The sequence below is a fragment of the Streptomyces parvus genome (assembly GCF_014648875.1).
Classification (GTDB): Bacteria; Actinomycetota; Actinomycetes; order Streptomycetales; family Streptomycetaceae; genus Streptomyces; species Streptomyces parvus.
This window is the reverse complement of sequence record NZ_BMRY01000008.1, coordinates 84,306-100,704: the sequence shown is the minus strand read 5'-3', so window position 1 is coordinate 100,704 and position 16,399 is coordinate 84,306. Positions and strand designations below refer to the sequence as shown.

Here is a 16,399-nt window from a genome sequence, read left to right as displayed (position 1 = left end):
AGTACCTCCGGCTGGGAGACGGGTGCCGACGTGGCAGGCAGAGGGTAGCGGAGAGCGCCGTGGCGGCGTGCGGCCGGGCGGGCCGCGTGCGAGAGGATCGGAGCGAAGAGCTAAGCGCTTGCTCGGCCCGAGGGGTTGTGCGGAGCCGGGGACGTTCTTAGCATCACAGGTGTTACATCGGTTGTGTCACACCCCTGGGGGCTCACAGATGGCGAAAGGCCCAACACCCGGGCACGGTCCGCTGACCGGTGTCCGGGTCGTCGAGCTGGCGGGTATCGGCCCCGGACCGTTCGCCGCGATGCTGCTGGCGGACCTCGGGGCCGACGTCGTCCGCGTCGACCGGCCCGGCGGCGCGGGGCTCGGCATCGATCCCGCCCACGACCTCACCAACCGCAACAAACGCTCCGTCGTCCTGGACCTCAAGGGCGACGAGGGGCCGGCCCGCGTCCTGGACCTCGTCGAACGCGCCGACATCCTCGTCGAGGGCTACCGCCCCGGCGTCGCCGAACGCCTCGGTGTCGGGCCCGACGCCTGCCTCGCCCGCAACCCGAAGCTCGTCTACGGCCGGATGACCGGATGGGGCCAGGACGGGCCGCTCGCCGACCGCGCGGGCCACGACATCGCCTACATCGCGCTCACCGGCACCCTGTCCATGATCGGCGGGCCGGACGAACCGCCCACCGTCCCCGCCAACCTGGTCGGCGACTACGCGGGCGGCTCGCTCTACCTCGTCGTCGGCGTCCTCGCCGCCCTCCAGCACGCCCGCGCCCACGGCGCGGGGCAGGTCGTCGACGCCGCCATCGTGGACGGCGCCGCCCACCTCGCCACGATGATCCACGGCATGCTCGCCGCCGGAAGCTGGCAGGACCGGCGCGGTGCGAACCTCCTCGACGGCGGCTGCCCGTTCTACGGCACCTACGCCACCTCCGACGGCGGCCACATGGCGGTCGGCCCGCTGGAAGGCCAGTTCTACGCGGAGTTCGCCCGGCTCCTCGGTATCGCGGACGCCTTCCCCGACCGGTGGGACCTCGCCCGCTGGGACGAACTGCGCGCCGCCGTCACCGAACGCTTCCTGACCCGGACGCGCGCCGAGTGGACCGAGGTCTTCGCCGGCACCGACGCCTGCGTGGCCCCCGTCCTCTCGCTCACCGAGGCCCCGCACCACCCCCACCTCGCCGCCCGCTCCACCTTCGTCGAGCACGGCGGCCGGACCCAGCCCGCCCCCGCCCCGCGCTTCTCGGCCACCCCCGTCTCCGTACGCACCGGGCCCGCGCTGCCCGGCGCGGACACGGAGGCCGTGGCGGCCGACTGGGACGTACCGGGGCTCCGGCCCACCCCCCGAGACTAGGAGACCCCGTGCAACGGCAGATCTTCACCGAGGAGCACGACGCGTTCCGCGAGACCGTCCGGGCCTTCCTGGCCAAGGAGGTCCTCCCGTACTACGAGCAGTGGGAGCAGGACGGCATCGTCTCCCGCGAGGCGTGGCTCGCCGCCGGGCGGGCGGGGCTGCTGGGCCTGGCCGTCCCGGAGGAGTACGGGGGCGGCGGCAGCGACGACTTCCGCTACAGCGCGGTCCTCGCCGAGGAGTTCACCCGGGCGGGGGCGCCGGGCCTGGCGATCGGGCTGCACAACGACATCATCGGCCCCTACCTCACCGGCCTGGCCACCGACGAGCAGAAGCGCCGCTGGCTCCCCGGCTTCTGCTCCGGCGAGACCATCACCGCCATCGCCATGACCGAACCGGGCGCCGGCTCCGACCTCCAGGCGATCCGCACCACCGCCGAGGACAAGGGCGACCACTGGCTGCTCAACGGCTCCAAGACCTTCATCTCCAACGGCATCCTCGCCGACCTCGTCGTCGTCGTCGCCAAGACCACCCCCGAGGGCGGGGCCAAGGGGCTCTCCCTCATCGTCGTCGAGCGCGGTGCCGAGGGCTTCGAGCGCGGCCGCAACCTCGACAAGATCGGTCAGAAGTCCCAGGACACCGCCGAGTTGTTCTTCAACGACGTCCGCGTACCCAAGGAGAACCTCCTCGGGGAACTCGACGGCGCGTTCATCCACCTGATGACCAACCTGGCCCAGGAGCGCATGGGCATAGCGGTCGCCGGGATCGCCGCCGCCGAACACCTGCTGGAGATCACCACCCAGTACGTCAAGGAGCGCGAGGCCTTCGGACGTCCGCTCTCCAAGCTCCAGCACATCCGCTTCGAGATCGCCGAAATGGCCACCGAGTGCGCCGTCACCCGGACCTTCCTCGACCGGTGCATCGTCGACCACTCCGACGGCGCCCTCGACGCCGTCCACGCCTCCATGGCCAAGTGGTGGGCCACCGAACTCCAGAAGCGCGTCGCCGACCGCTGCCTCCAACTCCACGGCGGCTACGGCTACATGAGCGAGTACAAGGTCGCCAAGGCATTCACCGACGGCCGCATCCAGACCATCTACGGCGGCACGACCGAGATCATGAAGGAGATCATCGGCCGCTCGCTGCTCGCCTGACGCACCATCACCGCGTCGACCACCACCCTCGAAAGGCAGCTGTCTTGAGTACCGAAGCATTCGTCTACGACGCGATCCGCACGCCGCGCGGCCGCGGTAAGGCCAACGGGGCCCTGCACGGCACCAAGCCGATCGACCTGGTCGTCGGCCTCATCCACGAGATCCGGGGCCGCTTCCCGGACCTGGACCCGGCCGCCATCGACGACATCGTCCTCGGCGTGGTCAGCCCGCTCGGCGACCAGGGCTCCGACATCGCCCGCATCGCCGCCATCGCGGCCGGCCTGCCGGACTCCGTCGCGGGCGTCCAGGAGAACCGCTTCTGTGCCTCGGGCCTGGAAGCGGTCAACCTGGCCGCCGCCAAGGTCCGTTCGGGCTGGGAGGACCTCGTCCTGGCCGGGGGCGTCGAGTCGATGTCCCGGGTGCCGATGGGCTCCGACGGCGGGGCCTGGGCGATGGACCCGATGACCAGCTTCGAGACCGGCTTCGCCCCGCAGGGCATCGGCGCCGACCTCATCGCCACCATCGAGGGCTTCAGCCGCCGCGACGTCGACGAGTACGCCGCCCTCTCCCAGGAACGCGCCGCCGCGGCCTGGAAGGACGGCCGCTTCGCCCGCTCCGTCGTCCCCATCAAGGACCGCAACGGCCTCCTCGTCCTCGACCACGACGAGCACATGCGCCCCGGCACCACCGCCGACTCCCTCGCCGCCCTCAAGCCCTCCTTCGCCGCCATCGGCGACATGGGCGGCTTCGACGCGGTGGCGCTCCAGAAGTACCACTGGGTCGAGAAGATCGACCACGTCCACCACGCGGGCAACTCCTCCGGCATCGTCGACGGCGCCGCCCTCGTCGCCATCGGCTCCAAGGAGGTCGGCGAGCGCTACGGCCTCACCCCGCGCGCCCGGATCGTCTCCGCCGCCGTCTCCGGCTCCGAGCCCACCATCATGCTCACCGGCCCCGCCCCCGCCACCCGCAAGGCGCTCGCCAAGGCCGGGCTGACCATCGACGACATCGACCTCGTCGAGATCAACGAGGCCTTCGCCGGAGTCGTCCTGCGCTTCGTCAAGGACATGGGCCTCTCCCTGGACAAGGTCAACGTCAACGGCGGCGCGATCGCGCTCGGCCACCCGCTCGGCGCCACCGGAGCGATGATCCTCGGCACCGTCATCGACGAACTGGAGCGCCGGGACCAGCGGTTCGGTCTGGTCACCCTCTGCGTCGGCGGCGGCATGGGCGTCGCGACCGTCGTCGAACGCATCTGACCTCCAGGGCCTGTCGTCAAACTGCCGCCTGCCGCGCGACGCCTGGCACGCGCGCTCGCGGCGTTGCCGAAATGCCCTGGTAGCTCCGCTACAAGACCATTCCAGCGCCTTGCGATCGCACGCACCAGACGCCGCGCGGCCGCCCTCCGGGCGACGACGGCAGTTTGACGACAGGCCCTGGCCGGCCCCACCTGCTTACGGAGAAAACACCGACATGACGACCGAGAGCACCACCATCCGCTGGGAACAGGACGAGACCGGCGTCGTCACTCTCGTCCTCGACGACCCCAACCAGTCCGCGAACACGATGAACCAGGCCTTCAAGGACTCCATCGCGGCCATCGCCGACCGCGCCGAGGCCGAGAAGGACTCCATCCGCGGCATCATCTACACCTCCGCCAAGAAGACCTTCTTCGCCGGCGGCGACCTCAAGGACATGATCAAGGTCGGCCCGGAGAACGCCCAGGCCGCCTTCGACACCGGCACCGAGATCAAGAACTCGCTGCGCCGCATCGAGACCCTCGGCAAGCCCGTCGTCGCCGCCATCAACGGCGCGGCCCTCGGCGGCGGTTACGAGATCGCGCTCGCCTCCCACCACCGCGTCGCCCTCGACGCCCCCGGCTCCCGCATCGGCCTCCCCGAGGTCACCCTCGGCCTGCTCCCGGCGGGCGGCGGCGTCACCCGGACCGTACGCCTCATGGGCATCGCCGACGCCCTGCTCAAGGTGCTCCTCCAGGGCACCCAGTACACCCCGCAGCGGGCGCTGGAGAACGGCCTCGTCCACGAAGTCGCCGCCACCCGCGAGGAGATGATTCTGAAGGCCCGCGCCTTCATCGACGCCAACCCCGAGTCCCAGCAGCCCTGGGACGTCAAGGGCTACCGGATCCCCGGCGGAACCCCGTCCAACCCGAAGTTCGCCGCCAACCTCCCCGCCTTCCCGGCCAACCTGAAGAAGCAGCTCGCGGGCGCGCCCATGCCCGCGCCGCGCAACATCCTCGCGGCGGCCGTCGAGGGCTCCCAGGTCGACTTCGAGACCGCCCTGACCATCGAGGCCCGGTACTTCACCGAGCTGGTCACCGGCCAGGTCTCCAAGAACATGATCCAGGCGTTCTTCTTCGACCTCCAGGCCGTCAACTCCGGTGCCAACCGGCCGGGGGACATCCCGGAGCGTCCGGTCCGCAAGGTCGCCGTGCTCGGCGCCGGGATGATGGGCGCGGGCATCGCCTACTCCTGCGCCAAGGCCGGGATCGACGTCGTCCTCAAGGACGTCTCCACCGAGGCGGCCGCCAAGGGCAAGGCGTACAGCGAGAAGCTGCTCGCCAAGGCGCTCTCCCGGGGCCGCACGACGGAGGCCAAGCGCGACGAACTGCTCGCCCGGATCACCCCGACCGGCGACGTGGCCGACCTCGCGGGCTGCGACGCCGTGATCGAGGCCGTCTTCGAGGACACCGCCCTCAAGCACAAGGTGTTCCAGGAGATCCAGGACGTCATCGAGCCCGACGCCCTGCTCTGCTCCAACACCTCCACCCTCCCCATCACAGTCCTCGCCGAGGGAGTGTCCCGCCCCGTCGACTTCATCGGCCTGCACTTCTTCTCGCCGGTCGACAAGATGCCGCTGGTCGAGATCATCAAGGGCGAGCGGACCGGCGACGAGGCGCTGGCCCGCGCCTTCGACCTCGTACGGCGCATCAAGAAGACGCCGATCGTCGTCAACGACTCGCGCGGCTTCTTCACCTCGCGCGTCATCGGCCAGTTCATCAACGAGGGCGTGGCGATGGTCGGCGAGGGTGTCGAGCCCGCGTCCATCGAGCAGGCGGCCGCCCAGTCCGGCTACCCGGCCAAGGTCCTCTCCCTGATGGACGAGCTGACCCTGACCCTGCCCCGCAAGATCCGCAACGAGACCAGGCGCGCGGTCGAGGAGGCCGGCGGCACCTGGCCCGGACACCCCTCCGACGCGGTCATCGACCGCATGGTCGACGAGTTCGGGCGGACGGGGCGCAGCGGGGGAGCGGGCTTCTACGACTACGACGAGGACGGCAAGCGCACCGGCCTCTGGCCGGGCCTGCGCGAGCACTTCACCACCAAGTCCGACGCGGACGTGCCGTTCGAGGACATGAAGGAGCGGATGCTCTTCTCCGAGGCGCTGGACAGCGTCCGCTGCCTGGAGGAGAACGTCCTCATCTCCGTCGCCGACGCCAACATCGGCTCCATCATGGGCATCGGCTTCCCGCCGTGGACCGGCGGCGTCCTCCAGTACATCAACGGGTACGAGGGCGGCCTGCCCGGATTCGTCGCCCGTGCCCGGGAGCTGGCCGAGCGCTACGGCGACCGCTTCCTGCCGCCCGCGCTGCTCGTGGAGAAGGCGGAGAAGGGCGAGACCTTCCACGACTGAGCCGTCGACGGGCTCGTGTCCGGGCCGCGTTCACCGTCACTCGGCGGTGAACGCGGCCCGCAGCTCCTCCTTCAGCGACCGCTGAAACGCCGTCACCAGCGCCTGGACCACGATCGGTTGCATATGGGCCGACAGCGACTTCATTGCGGCCACATGCTCCGGATCGCCCTCCCGCTCCCGGTACGGATTCCACACCTCGTCCCGGAACAGCCGGGTCATCTCCTGCGCCGCCGAACGGGTGTGCTCCAGCAGCACGGTCCGCGCCGCCAGGATCGTCTCGTGGGCGATCGGCACGTCCAGCAGCTCCACCCCGAGCCGCAGCAGCCCGAGATCCACCCGGTACGGTTCGTTGTCCTCCTGCGGCCGGACCAGCACCCCCATCGCCGCCAGCCGCTCGACATCCGCCTCCGACAGCCCCCGCCCGGCCCGCCGCTCCAGCTCGGCCCGGGAGAAGTCCTCGGTCTTGTCCGGAGCCCAGGACGCGACCAGCGCCCGGTGGATGGCCAGATCATGGACGCTCAGGTCGGGCGGCAGCTGCTCCAGATAGCGTTCGATCGCGGCCAGCGTCATGCCCTGCTGCTGGAGTTCCTCGATCAGCGCGAGCCGCGAGAGATGGCCGGGCCCGTAGTGCCCGACCCGGCGCGGACCGATGACCGGGGGCGGCAACAGGCCCCGGGTGCTGTAGAACCGCACGGTACGCACGGTGACGCCGGCACGGGCCGCCAGCTCGTCCACCGTGAGCGTCGGCTCGTCGGTCCCCGTCGCCATCTCTGCTCCCCGCCGTCGAATCCCGGTATCGGACAGTTCCGCTGTCTCACCACTACTGCGAAAGTCTCCGGCACCATCGCGCCGCCGTCCACCCCGGGCCCGTTGTCAGTGGCGGCCCGTACGGTGGCGTCATGTCGGAGATCACTTACGTACGGGGGGACGCCACCGCCCCGCAGGGCAAGGGCGTCAAGCTGATCGTCCACGTCTGCAACGACCTCGGCGGCTGGGGCAAGGGCTTCGTGCTCGCCCTCTCCCGCCGCTGGCCCGAGCCCGAGGCCGCCTACCGCCGCTGGCACCGGGAGCGCGCGGGCAACGACTTCGCCCTGGGTGCGGCACAGTTCGTGCAGGTGGGGCACTGTCTCTGGGTGGCCAACATCGTCGGCCAGCGCGGTATGCGCACCGGCAGCAAGGGAGTGCCCGTGCGGTACGAGGCCATCGACACGGCGCTCGGCGCGGTGGCCGCCAGGGCGGGCGAGCTGGGGGCATCCGTCCACATGCCCCGGATCGGCTGCGGGCTCGCGGGCGGCACGTGGCCCCGGATCGAGCCGCTGATCGAGCGACGCCTGATATCGGCCGGCGTGCCGGTGACGGTGTACGACCACGACTGACCCGGCGGCCCGCCCGCCGGGGACCGGGCCCGCCATCACGGCTCTCCCGGCCACGAGGGATCATGGAGGGGAAGGGGACGGGCAGCGCACGGCAGGCCCGCCGGGATCGCGGGAGCACCGGATGAGCAGCGCCAAGGACGTGCAGGGCCCCCGGGCCCGCGGACCGGAGGCAGCGCCGGGCTCGGGTCCCGAGCTGCCCGCGCGCGACCGGGGTGCGGACCCCGAGCCGCCCCCGCCCGGCGGGGTGCTCTGGAGCCTGTCCGGCGACATCCGCGCCCTGCTGATGCTGCCCGCCGCTCTCACCCTCCAGGTCGCCCACCCGGCCGTCGGCGCCGGAGTCGACGAGCACTCCGTCTTCCGCACGGACCCCTGGGGGCGCGGCGAACGCTCGCTGCGCTCGCTCCAGCTCTGGGTGTACGGCGGCGAGCAGGCGGCGGAGGAGGGCCGCAGGCTGCGCGTGCTGCACCGCACCATTCGGGGCACCGACACCCGGGGCCGCCGCTACCACGCCCTGACGCCCGCCAACTACGCCTGGGTGCACGCCACCGGCTTCCCCGTCTACCAGCACGCGGCCCGCTATCTGATCCGGCCCATGACCCCGGCCCAGGAGCGCGCCCTGTACCGCGAGTGGCTCCAGGTCGGCCGGATCCTCGGCATCCACGACCGGGACATGCCGCAGACCATCGAGGAGTTCTGGCCGTACTGGAAGAAGATGCTCGCCGAGGAGATCGAGGCGACCACCGTCGTACGGGAACTGGTCGACGTCGACCAGCCCGTACCCCCGCCGGACCGGGGCCCGTGGCCGCTGCGGACGGTCCTGCGCGCCCTGTGGCCGGTGCTGCTGCCGCCGCTGGCCCGCTTCCGGCGGTTCGTCACCATCGGGCTCATGCCGCCCGACGCCCGCGCGGCCGTCGGCCTGCCGTGGAGCGCGGAGCAGGAGAAGCGGCTGCGCCGGATGTGCGCGGTCCTGCGGGTCGTCGTCCCCGTCCTGCCGGAGCGGCTGCGCTATCTGCCCCGGGCGCGGGCGGCCCGGGCGGTGTGGGCCGCCGAGGCGCGTCGGAACGGCTGAACGTCCACCGTTCCGACGCACCCGGCGACCTGGTGCGGGTCCCCGTCAGCGGTGGTCGTGACCCACGTGACCCCGGTCCGGGCGCTCGCCGTGCCCGTGGTCGCCGTGGTCGTGCACGGTGTTCGTCGCCGCGATCTTCTTCCAGGACGCGGGCCGCTCGACCCGCGCCGCCGACCGCGCCGACAGGGCGGCCTCGGCGAGACCCGCGTCGGCCGCGGCCGGGGCCGACGGCCGCGACGGCTGGTACAGCCAGGTGTCGAACAGCGCCGCGAGCGGCTTGTCCGAGACCCGCTCCGCGTACCGGACGAAGTCGCCCACGTTCGCGTTGCCGTGCGCGTGCTCGGCCGGCCAGCCCTTCAGCAGCTCGAAGAAGGTGTCGTCACCGACCTCGTTGCGCAGCGCCTGGAGCGCCAGCGCGCCCCGGTCGTAGACGGCGAGGGCGAACTGGTCGTCCGGACCCGGATCGCCCGGCTTCACCTTCCAGAACGGGTCGTCGGCCGGGTGCTGGGCGTACGTGTAGTCCGCCAGCTCCTGCGCGGTGCCCTCGCCCTCCTTCTCCGACCAGAGCCACTGGCTGTACCGGGCGAAGCCCTCGTTGATCCAGATGTCCTTCCAGCTGTCGACCGACACGCTGTTGCCGTACCACTGGTGCGCGATCTCATGCACGACGACCGAGACGTTGGCGCCGTTCGCGAACTGCTTCGGGCTGTAGAAGGGCCGGGTCTGCGTCTCCAGGGCGAAGCCGCTCGTCACGTTGGGCACGTATCCGCCGAGCGCGTTGTACGGGTAGGGGCCGAACACCCCGGTCAGCCACTCGGCGACCTCGGTGGTCCGCTCGATGCTCGCGCGGGCCGCACCGGCGTTGGCGCCGAGATCCTTGCTGTAGGCGTTCAGCACCGGCAGACCATCGGCGGTCTTGTCCGTCGTGATGTCGAACTTGCCGACCGCGAGCGTCGTCAGATAGGTCGCCTGCGGCTTGTCGGAGCGCCAGTTGAAGCGGGTCCAGCCCAGCTTCGAGCTCTGCGACTGCAGCACCCCGTTGCTGATCGCCTGGGTGCCGTCGGGCACCGAGACCGAGATGTCGTACGTGGCCTTGTCCAGCGGATGGTCGTTGCTCGGGTACCACCACACCGCCGACTCCGGCTCCTGCGCGGCGACACCGCCGTCCGGGGTCCGCGCCCACGCGGTCCAGCCGTTGATCTTCAGCTCGGAGGGCTTCCCGGCGTACCGGACGACGACGGAGACGGCCTTGCCCTTCGCGAGTTTCTCCGCCGGGGTGACCTCCAGCTCGTGGTCGCCGCTCGTGGCGAAGCGGGCCTTCTTGCCGTTCACCCGCACCTCGGAGACGTCGAGCCCGAAGTCGAGGTTGAAGCGGGACAGCTCCTGCGTGGTGGTGGCGAGGATCGTCGCCGTCCCCTCCAGCAGGTCGGTCGTGGGCTGATACTTCAGCCGCAGGTCGTAGTGGGAGACGTCGTAGCCACCGTTTCCGCTGGCCGGGTAGTAGGGGTCGCCGATACCCGGGGCGCCCACGGTGCCCGGTGTGGCCGCTGCCGGGATCGCCAGCAGAAGGGTGGCCGCCAGTGCGCTGGGGACGATGAATCTGCGGTGCACAACAAGCTCCAATTAGTCGGGACGGATGATCTTCCGACCGGTCGTCACGAGGCTATGCAGCCGCCGGGGCGGGACGGGGCATTCCGGGTGCTTCTGTCACACGATCGCCATTCCGTCGACACGGACGGCAGGACGCGCGAACCCGTGGATGGCGGTGATCGCCCCCTGTTGCCCAGGAGTTGACCGGGGTAACGTCCGCACATCGCCGACAGACCGACGGGCGTCACGGCGCCCGCCCCCACCCGTTCCGGAGGCAGCAGCTGATGACCCGTCGTGTCGCTCGCGCACTCCACCTGCTCAGTCCGCACCCGTGGCTGGCACCGGTGCCCGGCCCCGCGCGGCCGGAGTCCGTCGCCCCGCGCCGCTCGGCGCGGACGATGCGCCGGACGGCCGTGGCGGCGACGCTCGCCGCGCTCGCCCTGCCGTTCGCCATCGCACCCGCCGAGGCCGCGCACCGACCGCCGCGCACCGGGTTCGAGACGAGCGAGGGCGCCCGCTGGACCGGGGAGGCGGAGGAGCGGGAGTTCCTCGCCGCGGTGGACCGGGGGAGCGACCGGGTCTCCGTGGACCGCGTCGGTACGACCGGCGAGGGCCGCGCCCTGCGGCTCGTACGCGTCGGCCAGGAGCGGCCCGGCGCCACGACCGTCCTGCTGATCTGCAGTCAGCACGGGGACGAACCCGCCGGGCGCGAGGCCTGTCTGACCACGATCCGCGACCTGGCGTTCGCCGAGGACCGGGCGACCCGCGCGTTCCTGGCCCGTACGACCCTGCTCGTGCTGCCCACAGCCAACCCCGACGGCCGCGCGGCCGACACCCGCGGCAACGCCGACGGGGTGGACATCAACCGCGACCACATCGCCCTGGAGACCGCCGAGGCGCGGACGATCGCCACCGTGGTCCGTGACGAACGGCCGCAGGTGATCTACGACTTGCACGAGTACGGCGCGACCCCGCCGTACTACGACAGGGACCTGTTCACCCTGTGGCCGCGGAACCTGAACGTCCACGACGGGGTCCACGACGCCTCACGCACCCTCTCCGAGCGCTACGTCCGCCCCGCCGCAACGGCGGACGGCTACAGCAGCGGGCACTACGGCATCTGGACCGACCCGGCCACCGGAGAGCCGATCAAGCAGGTCGCCGGGGACGGTCAGGAACGCATCCTGCGCAACACCTCCGGGCTCAAGCACGCCGTCGGCCTGCTCATCGAGTCCCGGGTCGACGCGCTGAGCGACGCGGAGAAGGCCGATCCGGCCCTCAGCCACCGGCGCAGGGTCGACTCCCAGAAGACCGCGCTCGGCGGCCTCTTCGACTTCACCGACGAGCAGCGCGCCCGGCTCCGGACGGCCACCGCCCTCTCCCGCCTGGCCGGTCTCGCCGACCGGGGGCCCGTCTATCTGGGCGGCGCCGACAACGACCCGGCCGAACCGTCCGAGGTCCTGGTCGACCCGCCGTGCGGCTACCGGCTGGACGCCGCCCAGTACGCGGCGGTGAAGGACGAGCTGGCCCTGCACGGGGTCCGGGCCCGGCCGGAGCGGGATGGCGCATTCGTGCCGTTGCGGCAGTCGGCTCGGAGCCTGATTCCCCTGCTCCTCGATCAGCGAGCGACATATCACCTCACAAACGGTCAAGCCGGAACCGCTTGTTGATCCTTCGAGATCCGGGGCAGGTGTGGTACTGCCTACGGAGAGCGTTTTTCAGACTCGGTGAAAGGTGCCATTTGTGTCCCAGGACGACCAGACAGCGGAGGGGCGGGAGGGGCTGGCGGTCACGGCCGACCTTCCCCCCGAACCGGTCAGTACCAGGACCCCCACCACCGACCGAGTGGTGTTCGGTGTCACGGCGGTCCTCACCCTCGCCTTCGTCGTGTGGGGAGCGACCGCGACCGACTCCCTGGAGAGCGTTTCCAGCACGCTGCTCGAAGGACTGATCCACAACGGCGGCTGGGCCTTCATGCTGGCCGCCTCCGGCTTCGTCGTCTTCGCGCTGTGGCTGGCCATCAGCCGGTACGGCAAGATCTGCCTCGGCCAGGAGGGTGAGGAGCCGGAGTTCCGGACCGTCTCCTGGGTCGCCATGATGTTCAGCGCCGGTATGGGCATCGGGCTGATGTTCTACGGCGTGAGCGAACCGCTCGCCCACTTCCGTACCCCGCCGCCCGGCACCGACCCGGCGGACGCGGCCGACGCCATGGGAACGGCGATGGCCACGACGCTCTTCCACTGGACGCTGCACCCCTGGGCGATCTACGCGGTGGTGGGCCTCGCCATCGCCTACAGCGCGTACCGGATGCGCAGGCGGCAGACGATCAGCGCGGTCTTCGAGCCGCTGATCGGCAAGCGGCACGCCTACGGGGGCTTCGGCCGCTTCATCGACATCCTGGCCATCTTCGCCACCCTGTTCGGCTCCGCGGCCTCCCTCGGTCTGGGCGCGCTCCAGATCGGCAGCGGCTTCGAGGAACTGGACTGGATGGAGAAGACCGGCACCGGCCTCCTCGTCGCCATCATCGCCGTCCTGACCGTCTGCTTCGTCCTCTCCGCCGTCTCCGGCGTCGAGAAGGGCATCCAGTGGCTGTCCAACACCAACATGGTGCTGGCCCTGCTCCTGGTGGTGTTCGTCTTCATCGCCGGCCCCACGATCATCGTGCTCGACCTGCTGCCCACCTCCCTCGGCGCCTACCTCAGCGACCTCGGGCAGCTCGTCGGGCGCACCGAGGCGTCCAGCGGCGAGGGCGTCGCGGACTGGCTCGGCAGCTGGACGGTCTTCTACTGGGCCTGGTGGATCTCCTGGACGCCCTTCGTCGGCATGTTCATCGCCCGCATCAGCCGCGGCCGTACGATCCGTCAGTTCGTCGGCGGCGTCATCCTGGTGCCCAGCACCGTCAGCCTGATCTGGTTCGCCGTCTTCGGCGGCTCGGCCATGAAGCTGGACGAGGCCGGCAAGCTCCAGGGCGCCGACACCCCCGAGGCGCAGCTGTTCGGCGTCCTCCAGGAGTTCCCGATCGCCACGGTCACCTGCATCCTCGTGATGGTCCTGGTCGGCATCTTCTTCGTCTCCGGAGCCGATGCCGCCTCGATCGTCATGGGCACTCTCTCGCAGAAGGGCATTCTCGAACCCGGCAAGTGGGTCGTCATCTTCTGGGGTGTGGTGACCGGGGCCGTGGCCGCGATCATGCTGCTGATCGGGGAGGGCAAGGAGAACGCCCTCCAAGGGCTCCAGAACCTCACCATCCTGGTGGCCGCGCCGTTCACCATCGTGATGATCGGCATGTGCGTGGCCCTGATGCGGGACCTGCGCAAGGACCCGCAGATCGTCCGCCAGGAGTTCGGCGTGGAAGCGGTCGAGTCCGCGGTGATCGAGGGGCACGCCAAGTACGACGGCGACTTCGAGATCCGGATCGGCCCCGGGACCACGCCGGTCACGGACGAGCGCCACAAGCACGAGTCGGGCGGCTCGGGTTCGACGGCCACGTCCGTCTCCACCGAGAAGCGGCCATCGGACCCCACCGAGGACCACCCCTCCGACTGACGTCCCGCCACGCGACCGCACGGCATGCCCGTGTGACCGCACAGCCGCACAGCCGCACAACCGCCTGGAGCCCGCGCCCGCCGACCGGTCGCGGGCTCCGGTGTGTGCTGCGGGGCCGGTCGGGGGCCTGCGCACCGGCGGGCCTCCGGGGCGGGCCCGTGCCCCCGTCAGCCCACCAGCGCCGCCGCCGCACGTGCGCAGCCCCAGGCCACCGTCACGCCCGCACCGCCGTGCCCGTAGTTGTGCACCAGCAGGCCGCCGCCCGGCAGGGCCTCCGCCTCGATCCGTACCCCCGCCTCCCGCGCCGGGCGCAACCCCACCCGGTGCCCGAGCACCCGGGCGGCGGCGATCTCCGGTCGTACGCGCGCGCACCGCGCCACGATCTCCCGTGCCGTCGCCGGATCGGGCTCCGTGCGCGGATCGTCCGCCTCCGCCGTACCGCCCAGCACCAGCCGCCCCGGCTGCGGGAAGAAGTACGTCGTCGCGGCCGACGCCGGATCCGCCTCCGTGTACCACTCCTCGATGCCCGGGTTCTCCACCGCGACCAGCTGCCCCCGCACCGGCCGCACCCCGGCGTCGGGCACCAGCTCGCGCGCCCCGAGCCCCGTGCAGTTCACCACCACCGGGCTCACCGCCGCCGCCTCGCCGAACCCCGTCACCGCCCGTCGCTCCACCGCACCGCCCGCCGCCACGAGCCGCCGCTCCAGCCACTCCAGATGGACCGGCATGTCCAGTAGCGGCAGCGTCACCCGCAGTCCTTCGGGCACCTCCACGGCGTCCTTCAGCCCGGCCGCCCACTGGCCCAGCGCCGCGAACCGCTCCCCGCCGTGCAGCCCCGCCACTCGTCGTACGCCGGTCTCCGCCGGGGCGCCGGCCAGCTCCTCGTACACCGCCAGCGTCTCCAGCGACCAGTCGCCCACCCGCTCGGCCGGCTCGATCCGGTACGGCCACCACAGGGCCCCCGCCACCGCCGACGTGGTGGCCCCGGCCGGATCACGCGACCAGACCCGCACCCGCAGTCCGCGCTCCGCCAGCGTCACGGCGGTGGTGAGCCCGACGACCCCGCCGCCCACCACGATCACATCCGCCACCACGGTCACTCCCATCCCTCGGTCCCTCGGCCCTCGCCCGCCGCTGCCCGGACGCTAACCGAAACCGGAATCCCGGGGCCAGGGGAACCGGAATCCCGGGGCCGGGGCAGGACGCGGCCCGCCCGGCGGGGCACGGGGCGTCCCGCGAGTTCAACAAGTTGAGACAGGTTCGTTGACAGGGGTCGCCTCCCGCAGGATTCTGAGAGCGCTCTCACACTCCAGGTGATGTGCCCCCGCGTTCCTTCCCCGCATCCGCCCGAAGAGGAGAACGAGCATGCCCGCTTTACGGAGAAGTCTCGGCGCGCTGACCGCCGCCCTGGCCCTCGCCCTGGGTCTGACCACCGGCTTCGGCCAGACGCCGGCCGAGGCTGCTGTCCCCGCCACCATCCCGCTGACCATCAAGAACGACTCGGGACGCGCCGACCAGATCTACGTCTACAACCTCGGAACGGAGCTCTCCACCGGCCGCCAGGGCTGGGCGGACGCGAACGGCACCTTCCACCCCTGGCCGGCGGGGGGCAACCCGCCCACCCCGGCCCCGGACGCGTCGATCGCCGGTCCGCGGAACGGGCAGTCGGTGACGATCCGGATGCCGAAGTTCTCCGGACGCGTCTACTTCTCGTACGGTCAGAAGCTCGTCTTCAAGGTCACCACCGGCGGTCTCGTGCAGCCCGCCGTGCAGAACCCGAGCGACCCCAACAGGAACATCCTGTTCAACTGGACCGAGTACACGCTCAACGACGCGGGTCTGTGGATCAACAGCACCCAGGTCGACATGTTCTCCGCCCCCTACTCCGTCGGCGTCAGGGCACCCGGCGGTGCCGTCAAGAGCACCGGCAAGCTCAAGCCGGGCGGCTACAACGCGGTGCTCAACAACCTCAGGAACCAGTCCGGCGGCTGGTCCGGCCTCATCCAGACCCGGCCCGACGGAACGGTGCTGCGTGCCCTGTCCCCGGGGCACGGCGTCGGGAGCGGCGCCCTGCCGTCCGGGATCATGAACGACTACATCGACCGGGTCTGGAGCCGCTACAGCAGCTCCGTACTGACGGTGACCCCGTTCGCGCACGAGCCGAACACCAAGTACTACGGCCGGGTCTCCGGCAACGTCATGAACTTCACCAACGGCTCGGGCGCCGTCGTGACCTCGTTCCAGAAGCCGGACTCGGACAGTGTCTTCGGCTGCTACAAGCACCTGGACGCGCCCAACGACCAGGTGCGCGGCCCGATCTCCCGGACCCTGTGCGCGGGCTTCAACCGCTCCACGCTGCTGACCAGCGCGAACCAGCCCGACAACAACGCGGCGAACTTCTACAAGGACTCCGTGACCAACCACTACTCCCGCCTCATCCACGCGCAGATGGTCGACGGCAAGGCGTACGGCTTCGCCTTCGACGACGTGGGCGCCCACGAGTCGCTCGTCCACGACGGCAACCCGCAGGAGGCGCTGATCACGCTCGACGGCTTCAGCTGACCGTCCCGTTTCCCGGCCCGGTGGCCCGGGCTCCCGGGCCACCGGACCCCGGGACCCTGGTCGCCGCACCACCGACGGGGCCGACCACCGTGGGCACCGGCCACCA

The 16,399-nt window shown here is 71.3% G+C and carries 12 protein-coding genes; 9 read left to right on the top strand and 3 right to left on the bottom strand.

Going from position 1 to position 16,399, the window contains the following annotated elements:
• Window positions 1-208 precede the first annotated feature (208 nt).
• The 4 genes from IE140_RS24075 (at window position 209) to IE140_RS24060 (ending at window position 6,150) form a co-directional block, all read left to right on the top strand.
• The gene (locus tag IE140_RS24075; protein WP_189460681.1) at window positions 209-1,348 is read left to right on the top strand and encodes a CaiB/BaiF CoA transferase family protein; all 1,140 of its coding nucleotides are present in this window, start codon (window positions 209-211) and stop codon (window positions 1,346-1,348) included.
• 8 nt (window positions 1,349-1,356) lie between these two features.
• A complete protein-coding gene (locus IE140_RS24070; RefSeq protein WP_109180874.1) occupies window positions 1,357-2,499 on the top strand; it encodes an acyl-CoA dehydrogenase family protein in 1,143 nt (380 codons plus the stop codon).
• 44 nt (window positions 2,500-2,543) lie between these two features.
• The gene (locus IE140_RS24065; protein ID WP_150197400.1) at window positions 2,544-3,758 is read left to right on the top strand and encodes an acetyl-CoA C-acetyltransferase; all 1,215 of its coding nucleotides are present in this window, start codon (window positions 2,544-2,546) and stop codon (window positions 3,756-3,758) included.
• A 214-nt stretch (window positions 3,759-3,972) separates the two neighbouring features.
• Window positions 3,973-6,150 (top strand): 3-hydroxyacyl-CoA dehydrogenase NAD-binding domain-containing protein, encoded by a 2,178-nt coding sequence (locus IE140_RS24060; RefSeq protein WP_150197397.1) that lies wholly within the window; start codon window positions 3,973-3,975, stop codon window positions 6,148-6,150.
• A 36-nt stretch (window positions 6,151-6,186) separates the two neighbouring features.
• On the opposite strand, the gene IE140_RS24055 is transcribed toward IE140_RS24060, so the two are convergent.
• The gene (locus IE140_RS24055; RefSeq protein ID WP_150197395.1) at window positions 6,187-6,918 is read right to left on the bottom strand and encodes a MerR family transcriptional regulator; all 732 of its coding nucleotides are present in this window, start codon (window positions 6,916-6,918) and stop codon (window positions 6,187-6,189) included.
• A gap of 131 nt (window positions 6,919-7,049) precedes the next feature.
• Here IE140_RS24055 and IE140_RS24050 point away from each other — a divergent pair, with 131 nt between their 5' ends.
• Together IE140_RS24050 and IE140_RS24045 are read left to right on the top strand one after the other, a co-directional pair.
• Entirely contained in the window at window positions 7,050-7,526 is a 477-nt protein-coding gene (locus IE140_RS24050; protein WP_150197393.1) for a macro domain-containing protein, read from the top strand.
• A gap of 121 nt (window positions 7,527-7,647) precedes the next feature.
• A complete protein-coding gene (locus tag IE140_RS24045) occupies window positions 7,648-8,595 on the top strand; it encodes an oxygenase MpaB family protein (RefSeq protein WP_150197391.1) in 948 nt (315 codons plus the stop codon).
• Between the two features lie 45 nt (window positions 8,596-8,640).
• Here the strand turns inward: IE140_RS24045 and IE140_RS24040 are convergent, their stop codons facing one another.
• Window positions 8,641-10,206 (bottom strand): M1 family metallopeptidase, encoded by a 1,566-nt coding sequence (locus IE140_RS24040; protein WP_150197389.1) that lies wholly within the window; start codon window positions 10,204-10,206, stop codon window positions 8,641-8,643.
• Between the two features lie 263 nt (window positions 10,207-10,469).
• Between IE140_RS24040 and IE140_RS24035 the strand changes: the two genes are divergently transcribed.
• Both IE140_RS24035 and IE140_RS24030 read left to right on the top strand, forming a co-directional pair.
• Window positions 10,470-11,855: a M14 family metallopeptidase gene (locus IE140_RS24035; RefSeq protein WP_150197387.1), complete on the top strand. Its 1,386-nt coding sequence runs from the start codon at window positions 10,470-10,472 to the stop codon at window positions 11,853-11,855.
• Window positions 11,856-11,928: 73 nt separating this feature from the next.
• The gene (locus IE140_RS24030) at window positions 11,929-13,731 is read left to right on the top strand and encodes a BCCT family transporter (RefSeq protein WP_150197385.1); all 1,803 of its coding nucleotides are present in this window, start codon (window positions 11,929-11,931) and stop codon (window positions 13,729-13,731) included.
• A 167-nt stretch (window positions 13,732-13,898) separates the two neighbouring features.
• On the opposite strand, the gene IE140_RS24025 is transcribed toward IE140_RS24030, so the two are convergent.
• Entirely contained in the window at window positions 13,899-14,837 is a 939-nt protein-coding gene (locus tag IE140_RS24025; RefSeq protein ID WP_189460679.1) for an FAD-dependent oxidoreductase, read from the bottom strand.
• A gap of 259 nt (window positions 14,838-15,096) precedes the next feature.
• Between IE140_RS24025 and IE140_RS24020 the strand changes: the two genes are divergently transcribed.
• Window positions 15,097-16,293 carry a glycoside hydrolase family 64 protein gene (locus IE140_RS24020; RefSeq protein WP_189460677.1) on the top strand — a complete coding sequence of 399 codons (1,197 nt, stop codon included), beginning with the start codon at window positions 15,097-15,099 and terminating at the stop codon, window positions 16,291-16,293.
• Window positions 16,294-16,399: the final 106 nt, after the last annotated feature.